The 25909-nt window shown below is 68.6% G+C and carries 23 protein-coding genes; 7 read left to right on the top strand and 16 right to left on the bottom strand.

The genetic code is table 11. From position 1 onward, the window contains the following. The first annotated feature begins 134 nt into the window (after nt 1–134). Nucleotides 135–2210, top strand: a complete 2076-nt coding sequence (locus ACTWPV_RS25475; protein ID WP_443153703.1) for an alpha/beta fold hydrolase — start codon at nt 135–137, stop codon at nt 2208–2210. Between the two features lie 514 nt (nt 2211–2724). Next, nucleotides 2725–2961, top strand: a complete 237-nt coding sequence (locus ACTWPV_RS25470) for a hypothetical protein (RefSeq protein ID WP_443153702.1) — start codon at nt 2725–2727, stop codon at nt 2959–2961. Between the two features lie 36 nt (nt 2962–2997). On the opposite strand, the gene ACTWPV_RS25465 is transcribed toward ACTWPV_RS25470, so the two are convergent. Then, nucleotides 2998–3579 carry a dihydrofolate reductase family protein gene (locus ACTWPV_RS25465; RefSeq protein ID WP_443153701.1) on the bottom strand — a complete coding sequence of 194 codons (582 nt, stop codon included), beginning with the start codon at nt 3577–3579 and terminating at the stop codon, nt 2998–3000. Between the two features lie 66 nt (nt 3580–3645). Continuing rightward, a complete protein-coding gene (locus tag ACTWPV_RS25460) occupies nt 3646–4485 on the bottom strand; it encodes a helix-turn-helix domain-containing protein (RefSeq protein WP_443153700.1) in 840 nt (279 codons plus the stop codon). A 167-nt stretch (nt 4486–4652) separates the two neighbouring features. Between ACTWPV_RS25460 and ACTWPV_RS25455 the strand changes: the two genes are divergently transcribed. The 3 genes from ACTWPV_RS25455 (at nt 4653) to ACTWPV_RS25445 (ending at nt 6609) form a co-directional block, all read left to right on the top strand. Beyond that, nucleotides 4653–5246, top strand: a complete 594-nt coding sequence (locus ACTWPV_RS25455) for a hypothetical protein (protein ID WP_443153699.1) — start codon at nt 4653–4655, stop codon at nt 5244–5246. Between the two features lie 72 nt (nt 5247–5318). After that, entirely contained in the window at nt 5319–5828 is a 510-nt protein-coding gene (locus ACTWPV_RS25450; RefSeq protein ID WP_443153698.1) for an SMI1/KNR4 family protein, read from the top strand. Nucleotides 5829–5967: 139 nt separating this feature from the next. Beyond that, nucleotides 5968–6609 carry an HAD family hydrolase gene (locus ACTWPV_RS25445; protein WP_443153697.1) on the top strand — a complete coding sequence of 214 codons (642 nt, stop codon included), beginning with the start codon at nt 5968–5970 and terminating at the stop codon, nt 6607–6609. 13 nt (nt 6610–6622) lie between these two features. On the opposite strand, the gene ACTWPV_RS25440 is transcribed toward ACTWPV_RS25445, so the two are convergent. Next, complete coding sequence (locus tag ACTWPV_RS25440; protein ID WP_443153696.1) at nt 6623–7024, bottom strand: hypothetical protein; 402 nt, start codon at nt 7022–7024, stop codon at nt 6623–6625. A gap of 113 nt (nt 7025–7137) precedes the next feature. Here ACTWPV_RS25440 and ACTWPV_RS25435 point away from each other — a divergent pair, with 113 nt between their 5' ends. Continuing rightward, nucleotides 7138–7953: a helix-turn-helix domain-containing protein gene (locus tag ACTWPV_RS25435; RefSeq protein WP_347648057.1), complete on the top strand. Its 816-nt coding sequence runs from the start codon at nt 7138–7140 to the stop codon at nt 7951–7953. On the opposite strand, the gene ACTWPV_RS25430 is transcribed toward ACTWPV_RS25435, so the two are convergent. From ACTWPV_RS25430 to ACTWPV_RS25420, 3 genes are all read right to left on the bottom strand, one after another. Further along, on the bottom strand, nt 7943–8842 hold the full coding sequence (locus tag ACTWPV_RS25430; protein WP_443153695.1) for an LLM class flavin-dependent oxidoreductase: 900 nt from the start codon (nt 8840–8842) through the stop codon (nt 7943–7945). The genes ACTWPV_RS25435 and ACTWPV_RS25430 overlap by 11 nt on opposite strands. 33 nt (nt 8843–8875) lie before the next feature. Then, a complete protein-coding gene (locus tag ACTWPV_RS25425) occupies nt 8876–10147 on the bottom strand; it encodes an MATE family efflux transporter (RefSeq protein ID WP_443153694.1) in 1272 nt (423 codons plus the stop codon). Between the two features lie 84 nt (nt 10148–10231). Further along, nucleotides 10232–12505, bottom strand: coding sequence for an ATP-binding protein (locus tag ACTWPV_RS25420; protein WP_443153693.1), 2274 nt, complete (start codon nt 12503–12505; stop codon nt 10232–10234). A 376-nt stretch (nt 12506–12881) separates the two neighbouring features. Between ACTWPV_RS25420 and ACTWPV_RS25415 the strand changes: the two genes are divergently transcribed. Then, nucleotides 12882–14471 (top strand): sulfatase family protein, encoded by a 1590-nt coding sequence (locus ACTWPV_RS25415; RefSeq protein WP_443153692.1) that lies wholly within the window; start codon nt 12882–12884, stop codon nt 14469–14471. A 70-nt stretch (nt 14472–14541) separates the two neighbouring features. Here ACTWPV_RS25415 and ACTWPV_RS25410 read toward each other — a convergent pair whose 3' ends face one another. The 10 genes from ACTWPV_RS25410 to ACTWPV_RS25365 all read right to left on the bottom strand — a co-directional run bounded on the left by ACTWPV_RS25410 (nt 14542) and on the right by ACTWPV_RS25365 (nt 25871). Then, complete coding sequence (locus ACTWPV_RS25410) at nt 14542–15093, bottom strand: hypothetical protein (protein WP_443153691.1); 552 nt, start codon at nt 15091–15093, stop codon at nt 14542–14544. Further along, complete coding sequence (locus ACTWPV_RS25405) at nt 15090–16316, bottom strand: MalY/PatB family protein (RefSeq protein ID WP_443153690.1); 1227 nt, start codon at nt 16314–16316, stop codon at nt 15090–15092. The genes ACTWPV_RS25410 and ACTWPV_RS25405 overlap by 4 nt, the downstream gene beginning before the upstream one ends. Before the next feature lie 36 nt (nt 16317–16352). Continuing rightward, nucleotides 16353–17996, bottom strand: coding sequence for a rhodanese-like domain-containing protein (locus ACTWPV_RS25400; protein WP_443153689.1), 1644 nt, complete (start codon nt 17994–17996; stop codon nt 16353–16355). Continuing rightward, the gene (locus ACTWPV_RS25395; protein ID WP_443153688.1) at nt 17986–20319 is read right to left on the bottom strand and encodes a molybdopterin-dependent oxidoreductase; all 2334 of its coding nucleotides are present in this window, start codon (nt 20317–20319) and stop codon (nt 17986–17988) included. The genes ACTWPV_RS25400 and ACTWPV_RS25395 overlap by 11 nt, the downstream gene beginning before the upstream one ends. Then, complete coding sequence (locus ACTWPV_RS25390) at nt 20316–21614, bottom strand: amidase (protein ID WP_443153687.1); 1299 nt, start codon at nt 21612–21614, stop codon at nt 20316–20318. The genes ACTWPV_RS25395 and ACTWPV_RS25390 overlap by 4 nt, the downstream gene beginning before the upstream one ends. 78 nt (nt 21615–21692) lie before the next feature. Next, nucleotides 21693–22298 carry an urea carboxylase-associated family protein gene (locus ACTWPV_RS25385; RefSeq protein ID WP_347648047.1) on the bottom strand — a complete coding sequence of 202 codons (606 nt, stop codon included), beginning with the start codon at nt 22296–22298 and terminating at the stop codon, nt 21693–21695. After that, complete coding sequence (locus ACTWPV_RS25380) at nt 22295–23329, bottom strand: M14 family metallopeptidase (protein ID WP_347648046.1); 1035 nt, start codon at nt 23327–23329, stop codon at nt 22295–22297. Before ACTWPV_RS25380 ends, ACTWPV_RS25385 begins: the two co-directional genes overlap by 4 nt. Further along, the gene (locus ACTWPV_RS25375; protein WP_443153686.1) at nt 23310–24092 is read right to left on the bottom strand and encodes a branched-chain amino acid ABC transporter ATP-binding protein; all 783 of its coding nucleotides are present in this window, start codon (nt 24090–24092) and stop codon (nt 23310–23312) included. The genes ACTWPV_RS25380 and ACTWPV_RS25375 overlap by 20 nt, the downstream gene beginning before the upstream one ends. Further along, nucleotides 24082–24861 (bottom strand): ABC transporter ATP-binding protein, encoded by a 780-nt coding sequence (locus tag ACTWPV_RS25370; RefSeq protein WP_443153727.1) that lies wholly within the window; start codon nt 24859–24861, stop codon nt 24082–24084. The genes ACTWPV_RS25375 and ACTWPV_RS25370 overlap by 11 nt, the downstream gene beginning before the upstream one ends. Continuing rightward, nucleotides 24861–25871, bottom strand: a complete 1011-nt coding sequence (locus ACTWPV_RS25365; protein ID WP_347648044.1) for a branched-chain amino acid ABC transporter permease — start codon at nt 25869–25871, stop codon at nt 24861–24863. The genes ACTWPV_RS25370 and ACTWPV_RS25365 overlap by 1 nt, the downstream gene beginning before the upstream one ends. Nucleotides 25872–25909 lie beyond the last annotated feature (38 nt).

Below are 25909 nucleotides of genomic sequence, written 5' to 3'. Positions count from 1 at the left end.
AACGTACGCCGGTTGCTGTTGGGGATTGACCCGTCCAGCCGGCTGGACCAACAGAGTGACGCATGGGGCTGACTATCCGCTTACTACTCGGTTACCATGCGCATACTGAACGTATTGCTCGCGGGGGGCGCCGCATGAAGTTCAACATTCTCGGCCCGATCGAGGTGGGCGCCGAGAACGCGTGGCTGGAGCTCGGCGGGATGAGAACGCGGGCGGTGCTGGGCCTGTTGCTGGTGAATGCTGGGCAGGTCGTGCCCGCTGACCGGTTCGCCGAAGAACTGTGGCCACGCCTCGAGGTGGACCGGGCGATCGCCAATCTGCATGTGAGAGTCAGCGAGTTGCGTCGCAGACTCCGGATAGCGGGCATGGCGGAGGGCCTCGTGACCAGGCCGCCCGGCTACCAGCTGGAGCTGGGTGGCCACGAGCTCGACTCGGTCCGATTCGAGAGGCTGCTCGAACAGGCGGTCTCCGCGCTCGATGTCAACGACGCCATGACCGCCCGTCTGCGGGCGGTCGAAGCGCTGGCTCTGTGGCGCGGGCCGGTGCTGGCGGACCTGGGTGACTTGCCCTTCGTCGCTTCGGAGGGGTCGAGACTCGAAGAGCTTCGGCTGACCGCCGTCGAGGTGCGTCTCGAGGCGGATCTGATGAGCGGACGGTACTGCGAGGTGCTTGGCGAGCTCGCTGCTCTGACGGCCGAGCACCCGCTGCGCGAGCGGCTGTGGTCGCTGCGCATCCGGGCTCTCTACGGCGCCGGCCGGCAGGGCGAGGCGCTGGCCGTCTACCGCGAGGTTCGCCGACTGCTGGCTGACGAGCTCGGCCTGTCCCCCAGCCGGGAGCTGCGGGATCTGGAACGGCGCGTACTCGCGCAGGACCTTGGCTCCCGCGCCGATCCGGCACCGCGAGCCATCGGAACGGACAAGGACGGCTGGATCGCGCCGACCCCGCAGTACGTCTGGAACGGCACGGGTCACATCGCCTATCAGGTGATCGGCGATGGCGAACCGGACATCGTGTTCGTGCCAGGCATCTACAGCCACCTCGATCTGTGGTGGGAAGACCCGAACACGGCCGGCTTCATGCGCCGGCTCGCCGCAACCGGCCGCCTGATCATTTTCGACAAGCGGGACACCGGGCTGTCGGACCCCGCCACCGGCGAAGACACGCTCGAGCAGCGGATGGACGACGTCCGCGCGGTCATGGACGCGTGCGGCAGCAAGCGTGCCGTGCTGATTGGCTACTCCGAGGGCGGCCCGATGAGCGTCCTGTTCGCCGCCACCTTTCCAGAGCGGGTCACCGGTCTGGTGCTGTTCGGCGCAGCAGCACGCTGGACCTGGGCGCCTGACTACCCGTGTGGAGGGGACTCCGAAGGCATGCTGGCCGCGCTCGAACAGATCGCCCAGCGCGGCTGGGGACAGGGCAACACCATTGAGTGGTACGCGCCGAGCCTCGCGAGCACGGATAGCGCGCGCCGGGGATTGGCACGCCGCGAACGCATGTCCGTCAGCCCAGGCGCCTTCCTGCGGATGCTTCGCCTGGTCCGTGATATCGACGTGCGGAAGATCCTGCCGGCTGTCAGCGCGCCGGTGCTGGTCGTGCAGCGGCGCAACGACCGGATCAGCCGGCCCGATCTCGGACGCTACCTTGCCGAACACCTGCCGGGTGCCCGGTATCTGGAGCAGTCGGGCGACCACCTGCTCGGTGTCGGCGATGTCGGCGAACTTGCCGACATCGTCGAGCAGTTCGTTCAAGAAGCGGCGAGTCAGCCCCTGGAGACGAATCGCATGCTCGCCACGATCCTGATCACCACCGTGTCAGAGGCCGCTGCGTCGGCTCACCATGCAGCCGCTCCCTCGGCCATCGGGCGGAGCCGAGGCAGCTTGGTCGAGACCAACGTACAAGGAGTGGTCGCAACCTTCGACGGCGCGGCACGCGCGATCCGGTGCGCGCTGGCGATGCGTGCCGCAACGGCCGCTCATGATTTCCGAGCGGGCGTGCACGTAGGTGAGGTGGAGTTTCGCGACGGCCGGCTCGTCGGTCAGGCATATGAGCTCGCGCACCAGGTCGCGCGCCTCGCCGGGGAGGGGCAGATCCTGGTCTCGCGCACGGTGAAGGACCTGGTCATCGGTTCGTCGTTGAACTTTCAGGAGAAGGGTAGCCACCGGTTCGACGGCTGCGGTGACGACTGGACGATGTTCACCGTTGGCGGCTGACCGCATCGGCGCGTGCGCAGCCCTCGACCGCCTCACCGGCCATCGCTTCGCCTCCTGGCGGGGTCCGCATGGGTCAGAATGGGCCGATGACGATCTCCGCCGTGCTTCGCGCGTGACGCCGCTCCGGAAGCCAGGCTCATCGGCAGGTCCGCGCATTCGCCCTCGGCCGTTGACGGATCGGCGTGCGGGAGGCATCCTCCAAGTGAGGGGAGTATCCCTTGGCGGCAGCTTCGTCATCACGGCACAGTACACACAGGGGGGCCCTGGAAACCCTGCGTGCTACTCCCGGAGTTGTCGGTCCGCGTAGGCGGGCGGGAGAGACCTCGGGGTGATGGAACGCGCCCCAACCTGTTGATCGTTCGTGACTGCAGACGTTCCCCGGGACAACCGAATGGGATGTCGAAGTCCCGTCTGAGACCCGCCAGGTGAGGGGAACTCAGCTTGCCAGTGTGCGCTATTACTGGTCGAGCTGAGCCCCGGCCTGCTCGACCTGAGCAGGCGGAGGGTGCGGGTCATGCAGTTGTCGGTGTTCGCGATCGCGATCGTTGTGGCCGTCGCGGTTCCTGCCGTGGCGATGACGATCGTGGCGATCGTCGCGCTCCGGGGTGCCGAGCCGGGCGAACGGCCGGAAATCTTGCGTGCTCTTGCGGTGTTGGCGCGGGCGAGTCATGGCTCGTTTGCAGGGCTGGCGCACCGTCGGCAGTCACCATCTTCCCGGGCTGTGGAGAAGGCTGATCGGAAGCCGACCTGACCCTGGGCGGATCAGGTCCGTACTCGCTCGGACCGGTTATCTGCGCACCCGGTAGCGCAGGTGGAGCACCCGGGTGCCCTGGATCACCACGTCGGGGTCCTCGAGGAGGTGCTGCACGTCGACCGAGCCGAAATAGCGCTTGCCGGATCCGAACACGACGGGAGCGACGTCCATGGCGACCTCGTCCACGAGGCCCGCTGCCAGCACCTGGCCGCCGACGGCCCCGGCGGCGACCTCGACCGTGCGCTCGCCCGCCAGTTCCTGCGCCCTGGCCATGGCGGCCTCGATGCCGTCGACGAAGTGGAACGGCGCCTTGGGATCCCAGCCTTCGGGCATCGGCCGGTGCGACACCACCACCACGTGGTCGATCCCGCCCGGCGGCCTGCCGCCCCAGCCGTCCGTCAGGTCGAAGACGTGGCGGCCGACGACGGTCACCCCGATCTGGTCCCAGTACGGCCGGGTGTAGTCGTAGGACGCCTGCGACACCTTCACGTCCCCGGTCTCGTCCAGCGGGACGTCACCGCTGGACATCCAGTCGAACAGCGGCCCGACCTGGTCGTTCTTGTCCGAGATGAAGCCGTCCACCGACACCGTGCTGTACATGACCACTTTGCCCATGGATCTCTCCTCTGCTCGGGAAGTACCCATGGTGGCGGGTCGGGGGTCGCCGGCTCTTGTAAGAAATCAATCGGCCGGCAGTGGCCCCACGTCGAGGGCGTGGCCGGGGTGTTCGCGCAGGAAGCGCAGCCGGACGTCGACGTACCGGGTGGGTGTGAGTCCCGTGAACGTCCGGAACTCGTGGCCGAAGTGGGCCTGGTCGAAATAGCCCGCGCGATCGGCGAGGCCGGCCCAGTCGACCGGTCCTGTGGGGTCGATCGCGAACACGGTGGTGGCGAAGCGGTAGGTGCGGGCGAGCCGCTTCGGCGTGACGCCGATGAGCTGTTTGAACCGCTGTGCCAGATGGGTGCTGCTGACGCCGGCCGCCGCGCTCAGGTCGCCGATCGCCAGCGCTCCCGCGGCCGCCTCGATGGCGCTGCTCGTGTGGCGGACCAGCCCCAGGCCGGCCGTTTCGCGGAGCCGTCGCATCAGCTCGTCCTCGAGCAGCGTCAGCATCTCGTACGGACCGGCCGCCGTGGCCAGCCGGTCCCGCAGCCCGGTGACGGCAGGGCGGCCCCAGACCTGCTCCACCGTCACCGGCCGGTCGCACAGCTCGGCCGCGGGCATCGGCAGGAACGGCGCCAGGCCCCATGGCTTGAAGTGCACGCCGACCGACCGGGTGCCCGGCGGGTAGCCGAAATCGAAGGCGCGTGTGGGTGTGGTGATCACGCAGCCGTCGGCGTACGCGGCCGTCTCGATGCCGGTGACGGCGCGGATGCGGAACGGCTCCCCGAGGTTGAGGACGAGCAGCGCCGAGGGCATCGGCGGCAACATCAGCCGGGGGTACGGCGGCGTGCCCTCCAGGTAGTAGAGGTCGTCGATCAGCCCGGCCAGGGGCGGTCGGGGCACTCTGGACACGTACTCCACGCGTCACAGCATCGCCGATGCGCAGGCGGGCCACCAGGCGGTGTGGGGGGAGATGCGCAGCGTTCCGGCTCGCCTATGCTGTGATCAATGATCGTCTCTGGTGGTCCGTCGCCGAGATCGAGCCAGGAGCGGGTTCCCGCGCCGCTGCCCGCTGAGGAGCGTTTTCGATGACATTTCGGCAGCACCTGGAGCGGGTGGCGGTGCGCGCCCTGGCGGAGTTTCCCAGGGAGGCCGGGTCCGGCATTTACGTCGTCACGTTCCGGATCGACAGCGTCGACCAGGACCCCCGGTTCCCGTACGTGGCGATCGGCTACAACACCGAAGCCGAGGTGGCCCGGCTGCTGGCGGAGCCGAGCCCGCCGGAGGCATGGGAGGCTCGCTGGAGTTACGCGTATTTCCCGCCGTCGGGGCTGGAGGGGCGCCGTGTCGTCGGCCACGATCCCGAGCGGGATCCGGCCGGCGCCGAGTTGCACCGGCGGGAGGCGGTGGCGCAGGGCCTCTGGTACGACGACGAGGACGAGCTCTCCGAACACGAGCGGGACGAGCGCGGCGAGCGGCTTGACCAGCAGTTCCACGGACTCTGCGTCGATCTGGCGCGGCGGCTCCACGCGGATGGCCGGATCGTCGGGACCTTCGGGAGAGCGCTGCCGGTGGTCCTTTACGACATGTTCAACCCTGACGAGATGTTCGCCCTGACCAGAGCCGCCAACCCGGCGGAACTGGTCGCGGAGTTCCTGGCGGAGGATCAGGAGGGGCCCTGAACGGGGTGAGACGACGCTGGGGTGATCTAGTCTCTCAGGATGACGAAGAGCCCTGATCAGCTGGTTCTGCCCGTGGCTCTGGCCGAGGTGGCCGAGGTGGACTTCACGTGGGAGTGGGACGACGAGACCGACGAGGCCCGCGGTTGTGACTTCGAGCTGTACGACTGGTTCGAGGCGCCGGAGAAGACGGCGTGGTGGTTTCGTCTGTGGACCGGCAACGACGAGGTCGACGGCGGCGAATTCCGCTTCTTCGGCACCACCGGGGGAGGCGACTACGTGGGCTTCTGGCTGGTTCGGCCTGGTGCGGCGATCATTGAGCAGCCTGTCGTCTACCTCGGTTCCGAGGGCGGATGCGGCGTGATAGCCCGCGATCTCGGCGATCTACTGTGGGTGTTCGCGAACGGCCTGGGCCCGGCGGAGGCGTTCTCCGACCCGGGCCGTGAGACGCAGCCGGATGCGGCGTTCGAGGCGATCGCGGAGCGCCACGCGCCGGGGAGGCGGCGTTCGCCGGCGGAGATCGTGGCGGGGGGGCGGGAGGAGTTTCCGGGCTTTCCGGGGCTCATCGGCGCCATGTGCCGGTGACGGACGCGGCGGGCGCCCGCCTCATGGAGGGCCCGAGCAGGACCTGGACCGGCCGAGGGTCTCGAAGCGGCCGTTGTCCTGGTTGATCCGCCGGCGTCGCGCGCTTGGACCGCCGGTCGCTGCGGCGTACTCTCTGGTCATGCCTCGGCCGAAGGTGGTCCTCTTCGATGCGATGGGTGTCCTGTACCGGTACGGCAATGTGCAGGGTCGTGTCCTGATCCCCTACCTGCGCGATCACGGATGCCGGCGAACCGAGCAGGACATCCGCGCCGCCTACCGTTCGGCCACGCTGGGGAGCATGACGACCGACCGGTTCTGGTCGGTCGTCGGGCTGTCGCGGGAAGGGCGTGACGCGGATTACTGCGGGCGGCACCAGCTCAACGAAGGCGTGCAGGAGGCGCTCGCGGAGCTGGGGGGCGATGGCCTGCGCCTCGCCTGCCTGAGCAATGACACGGCTGTCTGGTCCGAGCTCGTACGCCGGCGTTTCGGCCTGGAGGGCCCCGTGCGGCGGTGGTTCGTCAGCTCCGATCTGCGGGCCCGCAAACCCGACAGAGCCGCCTACACGACGGTGATCGAGGCGCTGGGCCTCTCCCCTGATGAGGTGGTGTTCGTCGACGACCGTCCGGTCAATCTTGTTCCGGCTCGTGCGCTGGGGATGCGCACGATCGTTTTCCTGAGCGACGACACCGAGGCCAACCCCGTGCGCTCCGATCAGTGGCAGCCGCGGAGCGTCGTCAGGACCATGCCGGAGCTGGTGGCCGCCGTTCGCGAGTTCGTGTAGGAGCGCGGCGGGCTCAGGCGGCGGTGAGCCGGCGCAGGCCCATGAGTTCGAGCGCCGCGTAGACGGCCACCACCAGGGCTCCGGTCAGCAGGAACGCCACGCCCAGCCCGGTGAGCGGGATGAGGCCGGAGAACGCGAGCACGAGGAGTGCCACGCACGACAGCGTGTTCCCCCCGACGACGAACGCCGCGTGGCGCGGCGGAATCTGGGGATATCCGGCGATGAGGCCGAGGGCCGCGGCGCCGCCCAGCATGGCGACCCCGAACGGGATGGACCACGAGGTCGGCAGGCCGAGCGGGCCGCTGAGCGCCTGAGCGCCGGCCAACATGATCACGCCGAAGACGGCGGTGCTCCAACCGTCGACGCGAAGGATCAGCCGCAGCCGTCCAGAAGCGTCCGTCCTGGTCGTCGTCATGTCGATCTCCTCCCGGTGAAAATCTGGTCACAGGAACGGTGCCAGCGCCGGGGTCGTCGACTCAATAACCTCCGGGGTCATGGCCGCTCGTCACGGTCGTTAGGCTCCGGGGCATGGAAGTGGAGCAGCCGCCCCGGATCGGTTCGCAGCTGCGTGCCTGGCGGCGGCGCCGCAGGCTCAGCCAGCTCGACCTCTCCAACCTGGCGGACGTCAGCGCGCGGCACCTGTCGTACGTCGAGACGGGGCGCGCGCGGCCGAGCCGGTCGATGGTGCTCCACCTGTCGCAGGCCCTGGACATCCCGTTGCGCGAGCGCAACACCCTGCTGCTGGCCGCCGGCTACGCGCCGGCCTACCGGGAGAGCAGCCTCGACGACGCCTACCTGGCCTCGGTCCGGTCGGCGATCGACGCCATGCTGGCGGCGCACGAGCCGTACCCCGCGGTCGTGGTCGACCGGCTCTGGGATGTGCTGGCGGGCAACCGCGCCATGTCCGTCCTCATGGACGGCGTGCCCGGGCACCTGCTGGAGCCGCGGCCGAACGTCTTCCGGCTGACCCTGCACCCCGACGGGCTGGCCTCCCGGCTGGCGAACCTGGGCGAGGTCCGCACGCTCACGCTGCGGCGGCTGCTCCGCCAGGTCGACGCCACCGGTGACGAGACGCTCCGGGCACTCTACGAGGAGGTGTCCCGCTATCCGGTGACGTCGGAGCCGGACGGCGCGGAACATCCGCCGAGCCCGATCCAGGTGCCGCTGAGGATCCGCAGCCCGTTCGGCGAGTTGTCGATGTTCAGCACCATGGCCACGTTCGGCGCGCCGGCCGATGTGACGCTGTCGGAGCTGGCCATCGAGCTGTTCTATCCGCTCGACGAGTTCACGGCCCAGGCACTCCGCCTGCTCGCCGGGCCCGCGGCGGGCCCGGCTACCGGTTGACCAGGCCGCGTACCTCCGCCAGCCGGTCCACCTCGGCCCGCCAGTCGTCGCCGGCGACGCCGACGATCGCGTGCCGCGCCCCGGCTTCCCGGTAGGCGGCCAGCCTCTCGGCGGCCTCTTCCGGGTGGCCGGCGAGCGGGAGGTCGATGACCTCACCGATCGGGCGGCCGTACGCGGAGCTGATGCCCGACGCGATCTCCTCGCGGGACGGCCCGCCGGCCAGTGCGCCGGTGGCGCCGATGGCGATCACCGGGGCCGGCCTGCCGTGCTCCGCGGCCAGGGCGGCGAGGAGCTCGGCGCCCTCGGCGACCTGGCGGGGGGAGATCAGGGAGGGGAACCAGCCGTCACCCAGGCGGGCGGCCCGCCGGATCGCCACCCCGGACGCGTTGCCGACCCAGATCGGGGGCGTCGTCGCGGGCGGCGCCAGCTCGACGGGCGGGTTGCCGGGTTCGTCGTGGAGTTCGGTCTTCTGGCCCGACAGCAGGCGGGGGAGGAGTTCCAGCGCGGTGTCGGTACGGGGACCGCGCTCGGCGTACGGGACCCCGGCGGCGGCCCACTGGCCGGGCCCGCCGCCCGAACCGACCCCCAGCACGAGGCGGTCGCCGGAGACGTGCTGGAGGGTCGCGACCTGTTTGGCGGCCCAGGCGATGGGACGGATGGCGGGGACGAGGACGCTGGTGCCGATCCGGACGCGGGTAGTGACGGCGGCGGCGGTGGCCAGGGCGATCGGGGCGTCCAGGGTCGGCCCGCCGATGGCGAGGTGGTCGCCGTGCCAGACGCCGTCCAGGCCGGCGGCCTCGGCGTGCCGGGCCGCCTCCCGCAGGTCGATGCCGTCCCGCCGCTGCACTGCCACGCCGGGCAGGATGATGCCGATCTCGAACGTGTTCATCGCCCAAGCGTGCAACCTAAAGCAAGGTTGGGGTCAACTGGGCGCGCGGGCGCTGTGGCGGAGGAAGCCGCTCCCCTGGAGGACGATCAGCAGGGCCGAGTTGGCGATCAGCGCCCACCACAGCCCGGCCAGCCCCCATGTCGCGGCCACCGGCACGGCGGCCACCGTGAGCATCCCGTAGCCGGCCGCCACCGAGCCCAGGCTCCACGACGACCGTTTGAGCCCCGCCAGCCCGAAGGCCATGACGGCCTGCGAGCCGTCCACCGCCGCCATGACGACCATGAGCCAGGCCAGCCCCAGCACGGTAGTCCTGACGCCGTCGTCCGAGGTGAACACCGTGACGAGCGGATCGCGGAAGGCGAGCAGGAGAGCTCCGCCCGCGGTCACCCCGATGACGGCCAGCGCGAGCGCCGCCCTGGTGACGCTCCTGACCTCGCGCACCCCTTGAGCGCGGGCGACCTCGGGAACGGACGCCTGCGCCACCGACAGGGACACGAACATCAGCGGGCCCATCAGGGTGTGGAGGACGGCGTGCGCGGCGGCCTCCCGCGTGCCCGTGCGGACCGCCGCGTACGTGACGACCCCGAGCACCGCGAACTTGATCAGCAGCGTTCCCGACAGGGGAATGCCCACCCGCGCCAGCTTCATGATCTCCGCGGGCCGCGGCCGTCCCCTGCCCACGCTGCCGCCGAGCAGCCGGCGCAGGCGCAGGTTGGACACCGCGAAGGCGGTGGCGCCCGCGGCGATCATCGAGCATCCCAGCCCCGGCAGGCCGATCAGGGGGACGAGGAGGACGACCAGCACGATCGACACGGCGGCGCCGGCGAGGCTCGCCCAGATCACCTGGCGGCTGTGGCCGAGCGCGATCAGCGCCGCGTTGGCGCCGCCGCCCAGGCCGTACAGCAGCACGTGCACGACCAGCAGGTAGGGGAAGATCCCGAGCTCCGCCAGCACCTCAGGCGGCGCGCCGCCGAGCGAGGCGACGACGGGGACGCAGGCCACGGCTCCGGCGGCGAGCGCGGCGACGCTGAGCGCCAGCCACCGCGCGTCCCGCAGGACGGGGATCGCGCCAGGCGGGTGCTCGCGGTGGGGAGCGATGAACGGCGCCATGCCGCGCAGCGCACCGGTGATGGCGGTGAAGGCGGGGTTGAGCACGGCCGCCGTCACCGCGTACGCGGCCAGCGCGGCGGTCGCGCGCCGCCCGAGCACCGCCGTGGTGACCAGGCCGGCCACCTGGTTGACGGTCATGGACAAGAAGAGCGGGACCGCCGCCGCGGCGATGGCCCGGTGCTGGAGGAGGGGCATGCAAGCAGAATCCCGGGACGCGGAACGGCCCGGGAGGATGCCGTAGTTTACCAGGAATGCCTGCTTTGCCGTGGCTGTCCGTCGCTAGCGCTGACCTGTGGGTCCCTCGTCATGTCCGGGCGTGTCCCGTTCTTTGGCCCAGAGGGCGATCTGGGTGCGGGAGTTGTAGCCGAGCTTGTTCAGGATGTGCTCGACGTGTCCCTCGGCGGTGCGCTGGGCGATCACCAGGGCAACCGCGATCTCCTTGTTGCTCATCCCCTGAGCGACCAGGCGCGCTATCTCCGCCTCCCTGCGCGTCAGCGGTGACCACGACGTTTCCTCGCCGGCCGGCTCGTTCGCGGAGTCGGACTCGCCCAAGGCGAAGAAGATCTTCTCGTCGTAGGACAGCCCGGCACCTCGCTTGACAGCCGCTTCGAAGGCCGGCTTGCCGAGAGCCTCACGGACACACGACTCGCATTCTTCGTGTCGGCGAAGGAACTGCCTGTACCTGAACGGCACTATGTGCACCGTCCGCTCCAGGCTCCGTACGATTCCCAGCAGCGTGGCCGCTCGCCGGTGCTGACCCTGGCCGGCGGCGATCCAGGCCAGCACCGCGATGTTGAACCTGCTGCCGAGCACGTCGTCGATCGAGTGCTGGAACCGCAGGCTCTCCCGCTCCAGCGCGGTCGCGTGCTCCGCGTCGCCCTGGAGCCAGAGCGGAACGCCGAGCACGGTCATCGCGTACGCCCTGACCCATCTGTCGCCGTGCGCCTCGCAGATGGCCACGCATTCCTCGCCGGCGGCGACTGCGGAGGAGACATCGCCCAGCAGGGCGCGTGCCAGGCAGAGCCGGACCAGCGCACGAGTCAGGCCCATCGGGTCGCCGGTGGTGCGGTGGCGGGAGACCGCCTCCTCGTAGAGGGCGACCGCCGACTCGCTGTCCCCGCGGTACATGGCGATCGTCCCGGAGTAGAGCGCGGCGTAGGCCAGCACCGCCTCCAGCCCGAGCTGCTCGCCGACCTCCCGGGCCTGCCGGACCATCGACTCGGCGGTGACGACGTCGGCCTGGGTGTTGGCCAGCCAGGCGTTGACCACCAGGGCCCGGCCTCGAAGCTCGCTCGGCTCGGTGATCGCGGCCAGCCCCTGGTCCAGGCGGTCGCGTCCTTCGCGCAGGTAGTCGCCGGTCTTCCAGTGCTGGACGAGGTCCGTGGCCATGCTCAGACCGGTTTCTGCCTCCTCCGGCGCGGCGAAGCAGTAATCCAGGGCCTGACGGAGATTGGCGTGCTCGATCCGCAACCTGGCGAACCATTCCAGCTGATCCGGGCCGAACGCTTCGGCGCGCGCCTGTGCCGCCAGGTCGCGGTAGTGGTCGCGGTGCCTGCGCCGCAGCGTGGCCTCCTGGCCGGAGGCGAGCAGTTGCTCGCGGCCGTACTCCCGGATCGTCTCCAGCATCCGGTAGCGCATCCCGGTGGGGCTGTCCTCCCTGACCAGCAGGGATTTGTCCACCAGCCCGGTCACCAGGTCGAGGACCTGTTCGCGGGCGATGCCGTCCCCGGAGCACACCGCCTCGGCCGCTTCCAGGTCCAGTCCGCCGGTGAACACCGACGCGCGGGCCCAGAGCAGCTGCTCCGGCTCCGTGCACAGGCCGTGGCTCCAGTCGACGAGCGCACGCAACGTCCGCTGCCGGGGCAGCGTCGCCCGCGGCCCGGTGGTGAGCAGCTGGAAGCGGTTCTCCAGCCGGTCCAGCAGTTGTTCGGGCGACAGCGCCCTCAGCCGTACGGCCGCCAGCTCGATGGCGAGGGGAAGGCCGTCCAGCCGGCGGCAGATCCCCTCCACCATGGTCCTGTTGGTCTCGGTGACCTCGAAGCCGGGCAGCACGGCCGAGGCCCGCTCGGCGAACAGCTGCACCGCCTCCCCTCGGGTCCAGGCCTGCGGCTGCGGATCTTCGGAATCCGGCAAGGACAACGTCGGCACGGCCAGCACGCGTTCGCCGGCGATGCCCAGCGCCTCCCTGCTGGTGGCCAGGATCCGAAGCTCCGGCGCGGAACGCACCAGCGTCGTGGTCAGCACCGCGCACTCCTCCAGCAGGTGCTCGCAGTTGTCCAGGACCACCAGCATCTGCTTGTCCCGCACGTGGTCGACGAGCACCTCCACCGGTGGCCGGGAGGAGCGGTTCTGCACATGCAGAGCGCTGAGCAGGGTCTGGGCGAGCAGCTTCGGATCCTCCAGCGTCGCGAGCTCAACCATCCACACACCGTCACGAAAGGCTCGTTGGACCTCGGCGGCCACATGGATCGCGAGCCGGGTCTTGCCGACGCCGCCGACGCCGGTGAGGGTCACCACAGGCGCCGTGCCGAACATCCGCTTGGCTTCGTTCACCTCCGGCCGTCGTCCGACGAAACTGGTCACCTGAGCCGGCAGCCGATCTGGCCTTCGCCGCCTGACACCTTCAGTTGTGCCTGTGTTCATGCGAGCCTCGCGCTGGCCTCGATCCCCAGCAGTCACCACGGCAGGACCGCTACACCCACGCTACGGGGCCGTCCGACCTGGTGTTACATCGGGTAAATACACCGCTGCACGGATGCTAAACACCCGCGAGCTTCCGAACGCGATGACGGCCTGCGCGCCGTCCGCCGCTCCCATGGCGATCGCCGGCACGGCCATGGTCAACACGCCATACCTATTGATCAGTTGCTGAGTCGCACATTACCTTCGTCGCAACGTCGATCTTCTCAAACTGGTAAAAGAGGCAGTCATGTCCGTGACCGCTGGTATCCGGAGGGCACTGGCGCTGGTCGTTGCCCTCGGGCTCACCATGGTGTCCCAGGCGGGCGCCGGCGCGGTGGCCAAGCCCAAACAGCCGAACATCATCTTCTTCCTCGTGGACGACATGTCAGCCGATCTGCTCCAGTACATGGACACCGTCAGCAACCTGGCCAAGCAGGGCACGACGTTCACCGACTACTACGTGTCCAACTCGCTCTGCTGCCCGTCGCGGGCCTCCACGTTCACCGGCCAGTTCCCGCACAACACCGGCGTGGAGACGAACAAGGGGTCCGACGGCGGCGGCTATCAGGCGTTCGAGAAGCACGAGAGTCGCACGTACGCCGTCTCGCTGGATCAGGCCGGCTACCGGACGGGCTACCTGGGCAAGTACATCAACGAGTACCCGGTGGGCCCCGACTACAAGGTGCCGGCCGGGTGGGACGAATGGCACGTGGCCGCGGGCGGCGGCTACAACGAGTTCAGGTACGAGCTCACCCGCTACATCAAGGAGGAGACGGCGGACGAGAAGCCGCTCGACCCCTCCGGTGGCAGATACCTGGTGGACGTGCTCGGGCAGCGGGCGGCCGACTTCATCGAGCGTTCCCGCGAGCACGCGCCAGGCGAGCCGTTCTTCCTCCAGGTCTCGCCGTTCTCGCCGCATTCCAGGGTCGGCTCCAAGCCGGGCGACAAGGAACCCCGCTTCCCGCCGGCGCGTCGTGACCGGCCGAAGACCAAGTGGCCCGCGGGGCAGTTTCCGCACGGCGACTGCGGCGGGCCTGACTGCAACGGCATCGACGTGACCGCGCTGCCCGCCTTCGACGAGGACACCGCCGACAAGCCGTCCTGGGTGCGGCGCGGGAAGATCGGCCCGAAACTCGTCAAGGAGCTGCGTACGGACTTCCGCGATCGGATCCGCATGGTGCAGTCGGTTGACGACATGGTGGAGCGCGTCATGTCCACCCTGACGGACGAGGAGAAGCGCAACACGTATGTCATCTTCACCAGTGACAACGGCTTCCACCTTGGCCAGCACCGCCTGGTGCGCGGCAAGTCCACCGCCTACGACCATGACGTGCGGGTGCCGCTGCTGGTCAGGCGGCCGGCGGCCGGGCGGCACGGTGACCTCGTGACCGGCGCCATCGCCCAGAACGTGGACCTGTTCGCGACCTTCCTCGACCTGGCGGGTGCCGACCCGGAGGTGCGCGACAGCCGCGACGGCCGCAGCCTTGTGCCCCTCATCCAGGGCCACAAGGTCAAGGGCTGGCGTGACGCGGCGCTGATCGAGCACGTCAAACCGGACCCGAAGGCGCCCGGCGAGCCGGACCCCGACGCCGACAGCCTCAAGGCCGGCAACTCCCAGCCCCCCACCTACACGGCCGTGCGCACCGCGGGCGATCTGTACGTCGAGTACGTGGGCGAGCCGAAGCCCGAGTACTACAACACCGTCACCGACCCCCACCAGGAGAGCAACGACCCGGACAACGCCAGGACTGCCCGACTCGGCAAGGCCCTCGACGGCCTGGAGGGCTGCGGCAAGCCCGGCTCGGTTGACTGCTGGACGGCCGCTCATCTGAGCTGAAGCGGCCGGCCTGGAAGCTCGGGCCCGCACGTGTGTCCGGCTCTCGGACGAGGGGCGTGGGTGTGGCTTCTCAGCAGTTCATGTACTTCCCGCTCGAGAATTCCCGCATGTCCTGCCCTTCCACTGTCCAGCGCCTGCGGACCAATCCGGTCAGGTCCTTGCCGTACACGTGGATCTCGACGGTGTCGGTGTTGGTCAGGTTGTGCATCGAATGGATGTCGTCGTCGGGAATCAGGACGGAGACGGCGCCGCGGTCGTGCCGGTGGTGTTCGACGGGACGTACGGTGTCGTCGCCGTTCAGCTCGTAGCGCCGTTCCTCGATCCGGTTGGAGATCAGCCCGATGGCCCCCCACGTTTCATGCGTATGAGGAGGAGCGACCTCACCGGGAGCCCACACGATCGAACTGATCGTGAACGTGGGTGAACGATGCAGGATGTAACGGCCACGTCCTCCGTGCAGCGCCGACCTCACGGTGAACTCGGCGGGGATGGGGTTGGGCCGGGTGACGAGCTCCTCCAGCAGCGTGCCCACCGTGGTGGCCAGGGCGTCGTCGGGCAGCCGGTCCTTCGCGGTGGTGAGGTCCCGCAGATCATGGATGAACTGGTGCAGAGGCTCCATCATGTCCTCGTCTCGCGTAGTGGTGTTCCGTTGTTGTCGGGAGGGCACGGTCGTGCCGGATGACCGATGAGAGGGGCCGGCATCGCCGCGGTCATGCGGTTGAGCGCTTTTCGCAGGATGCGAGGTGACGTGGCGAAGTTCAGCCGCGCCCACGAGGTGTAGGGAGCGCCGAACTCCTGCCCTGCGTGGAGGGCGACATGGGCGGAACGCAGCAGGAACTCCTGCGCCGAAGTCACGTCCGCCGGCAACCGGGCGAAGTGCAGCCAGGCGAAGTACGTGCCTTCAGGCATGTGCGCACGGACGCTCGGATGATTCGACACCCACTGGAAGACCTGCCGGCGGTTGGCCTCGAGCGTCTCCAGCACGTCGCCCAGCCAGGCGTCCCCTCCGCTCCAGGCGGCCACCGTCGCCGCCGCGGCGAGTCCTGACACCCGGCCCAGAGACCTGTCGGGAAACACCTCGAGAAAGCGCCGGTGCAGAGGCTCGGACCCGAAGTGCATGAGACCGCATCGGAGACCGCCGATGTTGAAGGCCTTGGTCGCCGACTGCAGCGTCACGGTGGGAGCTTCGGAAACGGTCGCGAACACCGTGTGGCGATGAGGGGCGTACACCAGGTCGGCGTGCACCTCGTCGGACACCACGACGATCCCGTGCTCGGCCGCGATGCCGGACACCCGGCGAAGTTCGGCGTCGGTGAAGACGCGGCCCGTCGGATTGTGAGGATGGCAGAGCAGCATGAGGGTGACGTCGGGGCGGGCGGCTTGCTGTTCGAGCAGATCGAAGTCGATGACGAACCCGTCAGCCTCCTCCGCCAGCGGCACATCTACCACTTTCCGGCCGCTCACCTCGATGCTTCGCATGAACGGGGGATAGATGGGGCTGAAGATGACAACCCCGTCCCCTGGTTCGCTGAAGGCCATCACCGAGGTCGTCAGGCCCTGCACCAGGTCGGCGAGCACCGCCACCCGGTCGGCGCCGGCCTCCCAGCCGAAGCGGTCGCGCATACGGGCCGCGAATGCCTGCGCGACCCCGCGGTGCTCGGCATCAAGTGGGTAGGTGAACTGTCCTGCTTCCGCTGCCTCCAGCACAGCGGATCTGACGGCCTCCGCGGGCCGGAAATCCATGTCGGCCAGCCACATCGGCAACACGTCCGGAGGATAGGCGTGCCACTTCTTGCTGATGCGGGCGCGGAGTTCGACCTCCGGGAGGGCCAGTTCCTCAGCCATGACCCTCCCTCACCCTGCGGTGCCCGCCCGTCACGTTCACGATGAGTGCTTTCCTGTCGAGGATTCGGCGTCGGACAGGAGCTCCTCACCGAGGCGTTCCTCCCAGTCGAGGTAGCGCACCATGTCCTCGCGGTTGCGCTCGAGCATCTTGGGTCGCCGGGCGACGAGTTCCGCGTCTTCCTTGGCCTCGGCCAAGGACACGTCAGCTCCATCGAGCCCTTCTTCGACCGGATGGCCGGAGGCGATCCATCGGTTGATGCCACCGCCGAGGACGACGACGTCTTCGTAGCCCATGTTCAGCAGCGTCCTGGCCGCGAGCGTGGAACGGAGCTCCCGGTCGGAGGCGACGGCCAGGGACGTGCCGGGAGACGCGTACGTCTCGATGCGGCGTTCCAGATCCCCCCGGGGAACCCATACGGAGCCGGGGATGTGGCTCAGGGCGTACTCGCTGCTCCGCCTCACATCCACCAGCACCCTGCTGCCTGCCGTCAGATCGGCCTGCAGCCGATCCGCAGCGATCGTGCGGATGTCCGGTCCGGGAAGTGAGAGGTCATCGAGGTAGGCATGGGGACTGCCGGCGACGACCGCGCCTCCGCCGCGGGACCACTCCTTGAGGCCGCCGGTGAGCCACGCGACCCGGCGGTATCCGATCCGCGACAGCAGTCCTGCCCCGATCCTCGCGCGGGTCTCGTCGTTCGAGTAGCACACGAGGAGGGCGTCACGGACACCGATGTGCTCGTCCACCGCGTTGGCAAGCTGGCCTGCCGGGCAGGAAAGAGCGTCGGGGACATGGCCGGCGACGTACTCGTCGACCAGGCGTACGTCGATCATGTAGCAGACGTCGTCGCGCTCGATGAGCTCCATGGCCTCCGACACCTGAAGGGGAAGGGCCCGGGTGCCGTGGACGAAGTCCTCCGCGAACGCGGCCGCCCGTTCCTGACCGTCCTCGGCGGCCGCGGGCGCGGTCCAGGGCCTCGCCTCGACGGAGAGCTCACGACCTGACATCACCCAGGCCATCGTTCCGTTGCGCAGCGCATAGACATTGCTGAATCCGGCCTGCTTCAGCAGGTAGGCGCCGACGATGCTCCGGGTTCGTCCAGCGCAGTGGACGACGATGGGGTGCTCCTTGCCCAGCCCCTCGATGCCGGCCCGGCAGAGAGTGGGGACGAGCTCACCGCCCGGAACGTGGAACGCCCCTGGGATGTGCCCCTTGGCGTACTCGCCGGCCGTGCGGGCGTCGAAGACGAACGTTTCCGTGCGGTCGGCGAGAGCGGCGATCCCGTCGGGATCGAGCTGCTGCACCTGGTCGGTGATCGACAGCCTCTCGCCGAACGTCTTGCCTATGACGTTGACACCGTAGACCGGCGCGTTTCCCTCCTTGGACCAGCGGTTCAACCCGCCCTCCAGGACCCTGACGTCGTCGTGTCCCAGCTCCCGGCAGGTCTGCGCCGCCAGGCGGCTTCGATGGTCATCGTTCGAGTAGAGAACCAGCGGAACGTTCTTCCAGGGCACCAGCCGGCGCAGGCAGATCTCGATGAGACCGCGAGGGAGAGGGCAACTGCCCGGTATCTGACCGAGCGCATATTCGCCTCGTTCGCGTACGTCCAGCAGCGCGTGAGCCTTTCCCGCGTCACGCCACCGCTTGATCTCGTCGTACGTGATGAAGGATTCAGAAGTCATGAGGCACCTGTCTTTCACAGGGAAGGGGGGCGTGCGCCCCAGGGGGAGGACGATGGGCGTGCACGGCCGGGACGCGTTCCTGGTAGAGGCGTACTTCGACGCTCACCAGCTGCCCGGTGCACCCCTGTGCGAGCCGGGATGTGCCGCGGTCCCTGGTCAGGGTGTTCACGTTCCCGTGGCGACATGGGGAATCGACGTCGCGCGGGTCCAGCGGGTCGTACCACGCGCCCGTGGCGAGCTGCACACAGCCCGGTTTGATGTCGGAGCTGAGGACGGCGCCCGCGAGGCAACTTCCCTGCTCACTCGTGATGAGCACGACGCGGCCCGGCGTGATCCCGCGTGCGACCGCGTCGTCCGGGTGCATCAGCAGCGGTTCCCGTCCATGGATTTTGCTGCTCTGGCTGGTGGCGCCCATGTCCAGCTGGCTGTGGAGCCGGTGCGCCGGCTGGGACGCGAGGAGTGTGAGCGGATGGGCGTCGGTGGGCCCGGCGGCCGGCGGCAGCCAGCTGGGATGACCTGGACAGTCGTCATAACCGAACGAGCTGACGGTGGCCGAGGTGAGCTCGATGCGCCCGCTGGGCGTCCTGAGCGGCGCGTTCTCCGGATCCTGTACGAAGTCGTACAGCATGACCTGATCGTTCGGGGCGCTCGGCAACTCGACGTGCCCGGCGGACCAGAAGCCGTCGAACGACGGGAGATCGACGCCGTCGGACGAGGACCGGCTCCGCCAGGTTTCGTACAGCCGGCGCAGCCAGGCGTGCTCGGAGTCGCCCTCGCTGAAGAAGGAGCCGACATCAAGCGCGTCCGCCAGTTCGCTGAACGTCTCGTAGTCGGTTCTCACGTCGCCGGGAGGATCACACACCTGACGCATGGCGATGAGACAGGGGTCGCCGCGTGAGGCGCCGAGGTCGGACCGCTCCAGGAACGTGGCCGAGGGAACGACGATGTCGGCGTGCCTGGCGGTCGCCGTCCAGTACGGTTCGTGAACCACCACCGTGTTCGGCGCGGCCATGGCCCGGCGCAGCCGGCCGATGTCCTGATGGTGATGGAACGGGTTGCCTCCGCACCAGTAGACGAGCCGTGTATGCGGGTATCGGTAGGTGCCGCCGTTGTATGAGAAGGGCGCACCGGGGTTGAGGAGCATGTCGGAGATCCGCGCGACGGGGATGAAGGCGTCGACGGGGTTGTCCCCCTGCGGAAGGGTGGGGAGTTGGCCCGAAACCTTCGGAAGACCCACGTCGCCCATGGATCCGTAGCCGTGTCCGAAGCCGCCTCCCGGGGTGCCGATCTGGCCGAGGACGGCCGCCAGCGCGATGGCCGCCCAGGGCGGTTGTTCCCCATGCTCGGCGCGCTGCAGTGACCAGGTGACGGAGACGAAGGTGCGGTTCGCCGCCATCTGCGTGGCCAGCGAGCAGATGTCGCCGGCGGCGACCCCGGTGATGCCCTCGGCCCAGGCGGGATCTTTCCTCACACCGTCCGTGTGCCCGAGGATGTAGGCCTGGAGCTGCCCGTATCCGGTGCAGCGGGTGTTGAGGAACTCGGTGTCGTGCAGATGGCCGGTGATCAGCACCCAGGCGAGTGCCAGCATCATCGCGACATCCGTGCCGGGATTGATCGGGCACCAGCGAACGCCACGCCCGTCGGGGCAGTCCGTCCTCACCGGACTCACCACGACGATCGAGGTGCCGTTGTCGATGAGCTGCCGGAGAGCGGCTTCGCTCCGATGCCTGGTGATCCCCCCGGGGGCGACCTGCATGTTCTTGACCGGCAACCCGCCGAAGGCGAGGATCATGGTGGTGTGCTCGGCGAGGACCGACCAGCTGGTCAGGCCGTGGACCGCGTTCACGTCCCGGCCGAGCACGTGAGGCAGGATCACGCTTGAGGCGCCGGTGCTGTAGGTGTTGACCGACCTGGTGAAACCGCCGATGGTGTTGAGGAAGCGGTGCACCTGGCTCTGCGGATGATGGAAACGGCCCGCACTTCCCCATCCGTAGGAACCGCCGAAGATGGCGGCGTTGCCGTACTCCGTGATGACGCGTTCGAGCTCGGTCGCCAGGATCGCGGTGAGGTCCGGCCAGTCCACGCGAACGAACTCGTCTTGTCCCCGTGCGCTGCTGGGTCCCGGTCCGTCCGCCAACCACCCTCGTCGCACCATCGGCTGCAGGACCCTCGCGGGATGGTTGTACGCCCCGCTCAGGTTGCCCAGGAGGGGGGAGGGCTGCGCATCCAGCTCGTGCGAGGTGACGGCGAGGTCGTCGCCGCTGATCCGTGCCCGGAAGGCGCCCCAGTGGGAGCTGCTCTGCCGGCCAGCGCCGGCGGTCATGTCCTCAGCCCTTCCAACGACGGGCGATGACGATGCCACCCGGTCGTTCTCTGCAGGGCCATGGCGATCCTGAGGACGTCCAGATCCCGGCCCGGGGCTGCCGCGATCTGGAGTCCGACCGGCAGGCCGTCGCCCGCCATTCCGCAGGGAACGGAGATCGCCGGCTGGCCGGTGACGTTGTAGCAATAGGTGTTCGCCAGCAGCGCGGCCTGCATCTCGGCTGCCCGCGCGAGGTGGCACTCATCGACTGGGGGAGCGGTGACGGGGACCGTCGGACCGATGACGGCGTCGAACCGGGTCTGGCTCTCCAGCATCCTCGCCGCGAGTTCTCTGCGATCGTCCTTGGCCGCGCGGTATCGCCGGCCGGACACCGTGAGCCCGGTCTCCAGACGTGCCCTGACATCGTCCCCGTAGTCGTCGCCACGGTCCCGCAGCCAGCGACGATGCACCTGAGCTGCTTCGAACGCGACGATGGTGCCCGTGCTGAGCCTGGCGTCCTCCTCGCAGGCGAGCTCGAAGGGTTCCACCGTCGCACCCAACGCTTCGACGGCGTCGAGCGCGCGGCGGAAGGCATCGCTGACAGCCGGCGAGGACCGGGAGACATGCGACATCACGACGCCCAGGTGGGCTCCGCGCAACGACAGGCGCCCAGGGTCGTCGTGTTCGGGAGCGCTGTGCAGGATCAGGCTCTGGAAGATGCGGGCGCAGCCGTCGGCCGTGCGGCTGAGCACGCCGACGGTGTCGCAGGAGGGACTGAGCGGGAAAACCTTGGCGGTGGGTATCCGGCCCAGGGTCGGCTTGAAGCCCGTGACGCCGGTGAGGGCCGCCGGTATGCGTACGGATCCTCCGGTGTCGGTGCCGAGTGACGCGCCGCAGGAACCGATGGCCACGGACACGGCGCTTCCGCCGCTCGATCCGCCACAGATGTGGCGGCGGTCCCAGGGATTGCGCGTGGTCTGGGCCTTGTGATTGACGTTGGTGGCGCCGTAGGCGAATTCGTGCATGTTGGTCTTCCCGATGTGCACGGCTCCGGACAGCTCCACGCGCCGCCAGCATTCGGCGTTGTCGGTGGCTCGCTCGTTCAGCCACGATGATCCGGCCGTGGTCTGCAGTCCTGCGACGTCGATGTTGTCCTTGACGCTCACGCCGATGCCTGCCAACGGCCTGAACACGCCCCTCCGGAACTCGTCCGTGACGAGTCGGGCGACGTTGTGCACCCGGTCCTCGCTGACTGACACGAAGGCGCCCAGCGCCGGTTCCCAGCGGTTGATCGCTTCCACGTAGCCGGCGGCCACCTCGTGGGGCGACAACTCTCTCCGGTGGAGGGCGGCCCAGGTCTCTTCCAGGGTCAGATCGGCCGGTGACGTTGCCATCTACGTCACCTCGTCGAGGACGGCGGCCGCGATCCCTCGCGGGCTGCCACCATTGATCGGCATGATGTCCATCGGGCACACGGACAGGAACGCGACGAGATCTCTGTCCGCCCGCAGGTCGACGTAGGAGCCGGCCGGCGCGGAGGATTCCCGGAACGTTATGTGCCCGTCGGGGTCGACCGGAGAGTTCTGAAAGAGATTGAGCGGATCAGGCAGCAGCGCAGCAGGTGCATGGCCGGCCGCGCGCAGGGCCGACCTGAGGTTGTCGGCGCAGTTGCGATGCCCCGGAGCGTTGAGTTGCTGATAGCGCCATCGGTCGCATGGGGGCATGGTCATGTCGTGGATGCCGGGCGACGTGTCGGCGACCATCGTGATCAGCGGAACGCGCCGGCAGGTGACGAAGGCGCTCCCTACTCCTGGCCGGATCGTTCGCAGCGCCGCGCGGGAGTGGCTCATGCAGACGTGCTCGGTCCAGTCGTCCGCGGCGAAGAACCACGCGTCGACGACCTGCCCGCCGAGCGAGTTGATCACACGCAGTGTCTCTCCCGCAGCGACGCGAAAAGTCCCGATCTCGGCTGCTTCGACCTGCTGACTCTGCCTGCTCATGGCGACTTCCGGGATGCCGAGGTCAGATCGACGTCGCTCCACTCGGTGGCGACGAATGCCACGCGATCACCGGAGTGCACGACGGGGTCACGCCGGATGCCGATCACGAGCGCCGGCGACGGCATACCGATCGATGCCACGACGTCACCGAAGGCGTTGCGGACCTCGCCGAGAGGTTGTCCCGCCGCGGCCACCTCGCCGGGAGCGACGAGCGCGTGAAAGAAGCCCCCGTCAGTGGTGGTGACGTGTGTACGCCGAGTGGCCCGGCATATGGAGGACGGCCAGGCGAAGGGGTTTCCCTTCGCGGTGCCGATCGCCGTGGCGAGGCGGACGAGACCGGCGACGGCTCTGTCCACGGCCTCACGGTCGAGCCGGCCTCCCGCGCCCGCCTCCAGCATGAAGGCCCGCTTGCCCAGCTCCATCATCTGGTAGTCCAGCGCCCCGGCGATGTGACCGGGCAGTTCGCCTGGACCCGAGACGTCCATGCGGCAGGCCACCCGTGGATCGAGCAAGGAGATCATGGACAGAAGGTCGTGCTCGTGGGCTTCTCGGGGATGCAACTTGTAGACGGCGTAGTTGCAGGCATCGAGAAAGGGGCCCATGGTGTGGATGTTGACCACCACGTCGGCCAGCGGTGCGAACTCCTCGAAGAGGCGATGGGCGAGCCGCTGCGTGCCGAGGAAGTCAGCCCTTCCGGGAAAGCTCTGATCGAGATCCACTCCGTCGAAGGGGGAATGCTTGCGCCGGTAGTCGAAGGCCAGGGGGTTGGCGACGGGCGTCACGATGACGTTGCCGTACAGGGGAAGCGATGAGATGGAACGGAAGAACTCCGTCGCGACGATCGCCGCCTGCGACTCGTCACCATGGACTGCCGCATTGACCCACAGGCAAGGGCCGTCGCCCTTACCGCGGGCGATCATGTAGGGAATGCCGATCGTGTTGCCGCTGGCCAATCGGCCAGCCTCGACCAGGCCTCGGCCGGTGTCGCCGACGATCGTACGGCTCAGGTGGTCAGTTACCGTCGTCGTCATGACGTCTCCTGTCGGGTTCGGGTCCGGGGGCGGGGGCGTCAGGCCGGCCTCCGAGAAAGACGTGCTTCATCTCCGGATCGCTGAGGACTTCCTCGGCCGGGCCGTGCCGGTGGATACGACCGTCAACCATGACGACGGCGACGTCCGAGGCGGAGAGACCTTCGATCACGTTCTGCTCCACCATGACGACGGACACGCCAAGGGCGGCGATCTCCTTCAGCTCGTCGAAGATCTGGCACCGCGCCTTGGGGGAGAGCCCGAGCGACGGCTCGTCGATGAGCAGCACGCGTGGACGCGCCATCATCGCCATGGCGATCTCCAGGAGCTGCTGCTGCCCGCCACTGAGATTTCCGGCCGGCCGCGTCCGCTGGGCGGCGAGGGCGGGGAAATGGTCCAGCGATTCGTCGACCGCGACCGCACGGCTGCCGCGTGGCAGCGTGTAGACGCCCAGCTGCAGGTTTTCCTGCACCGTCATGCGCGGGAAGTTGCAGCGTCCCTGAGGAACCAGGCTGATGCCGGCCTGCATGCGGCTCCAGGCGGGCAACGTGGTGATGTCGCGATCGCCGATGCGGATGGACCCCTTGCACCACTTGGTCAACCCGTAGATGCCTTTGAGCAGGGAAGACTTTCCTGCGCCGTTGGGGCCCACGATCGTCGTGAGGCATCCGCTGGCGAATCCATAGGTCAGATCGTTCACGATGGGCACACCGGACAGGTATCCGGCGGAGAACGCCGAGACGCTCAGATGCCGATCAGCCGGCATGACCGTCCCCCTTTCTTCCGAGGAAGGCTTCGTACACGGCCGGGTCGTCCCAGATGACCGAGGGCGGTCCCGCGGCGAGCTTCTTGCCCGCGTCCAGCACCACGACTTCGGAGCAGCAGGAGGTGATGAACTCGACGTTGTGCTCGATGATGAGAAACGTCTGGCCCTCGCTGTTGGCCTGCAGAATGGCCTCACGGATCAAGTCGATGATCCGCGGATTCACTCCCGCCAGGGGTTCGTCGAGCAGCGCGATCCGGGGCCGGGTCACGAGCGCCGCGGCCAGGGCGAGCAGTTTCTTCTGGCCGTAGGACAGGATGCCGGCAGGCGCTGAACGAAGCTGCTCCAGCCCGAATTTGACCAGCCAGGACGTCGCTCGGCTCATGTCCGACGAGCGCCTGCGAGCGCTTCCTGAACGCCCTGTCCTGTCCAACCCGCGCAGCGAAAGACTCAGGTGATCGTCCAAGGTGAGCTGGTCGTACAGTTTCACGGTCTGGAACGTCCGCACCAGGCCGGCCCTGGCGATGACGTGCGGCGCCTTGCCGAAGATGGACTCCCCGTCCAGCAGGATCTGTCCGCTGTCGGGTTGGACGAAGCCGGTCACGCAGTCAAGGGCCGTCGACTTACCCGATCCGTTCGGGCCGATGAGGCCCAGCACCGTTCCCGCGTTGAGTGCGAAATCGACATCTGACAGTGCCGCGACGCCCATGAACGACTTTCCCAGGCCGGTGACCCGCAGGGCTGGAGGGGCAGTGCCCCCGGGGGCGGTCATCACGAGGGACCACCTCTCATGCCACGCAGTTGTCTGTTCATCGCTCGTGCACGGAGGAATCCACCGACACCCTGCGGGACGAAGAGCAGTCCGAGCACCAGCAGCGCGCCGTAAACGATGAGACGGGCCTCGTCCGCCATGCGCAGCACCTCGGGAAGGACGGCGAAGAGCACGGCACTGTAGGCGACCGGCCAGAAGGTTCCGGCACCTCCGAGGATCACGATGATGAGCATCACCTGCATGAGGTAGAAGTCGAAGATGGACGGGTCGATGGTGGTCAGCCGGAATGCGTGGAGCGCTCCTGCCAGCCCGGTGACGAACGCGCAGAAGGTGAAGACGGCGAGCTTGTACGTGTTCGTCGCGTAGCCCTGTGACTTGGCCAGCGGCTCGTTGTCGCGGATGGCGATCATCACGCTGCCCGCGGCGGATCTGACCAGGCGTTGCATGGCCCACAAGGCGAGCACGGTGAAGCCGGCCAGCAGGTAGTAGTAGCTTCGTGGCGTGTCCGCGGTCAGCTCGACCGAGCCCAGGGACAATGACGGGGCAGGCAGTCCGAACATGCCCTGCCTTCCGCCGGTCACGCTGGTCCACTCTGCCGCGACGATCGCGCAGAGCAAGGTGAAGCTCAGCGTGATGATGGCGAATGCGCCTTCCGACAGGCGCACGGTGACGGCTCCGACCGCCGCGGCGACCAGGGCGGCCACTCCGCCGCCGGCGAGAAAGGCCGCGGGTTGCCACAGGTCGGTGTGGGTCACCAGCCAGCTGGTGGCGTAACCACCGATGCCGACGAAGGCGACCTGGGCGAAGGAGAGCATTCCCACGTAGCCGTACAGAAGGTTGAAGGCCGTTCCCAGCACCATGAAGGTCAGTGCGAGGTTGGCGACGTCGAGGAAATAGTCGTCGGTCACCACGGCGGGTGCCAGCGCGATGGCGGCGGCTGTGGGAAGCAGCGGATTGAGGTGCCGGCCTCCCAGCCATTTCGTCAGATGAGACGAGGGCTTGCCCGACATCGCGTCACCTGTTCCGGCCGGATCATGCACTTTCAGGT

The sequence above is a fragment of the Nonomuraea sp. KM88 genome (assembly GCF_052245635.1).
Lineage (GTDB): Bacteria > Actinomycetota > Actinomycetes > Streptosporangiales > Streptosporangiaceae > Nonomuraea.
This window is presented reverse-complemented; position numbering and strand designations above follow the sequence as displayed.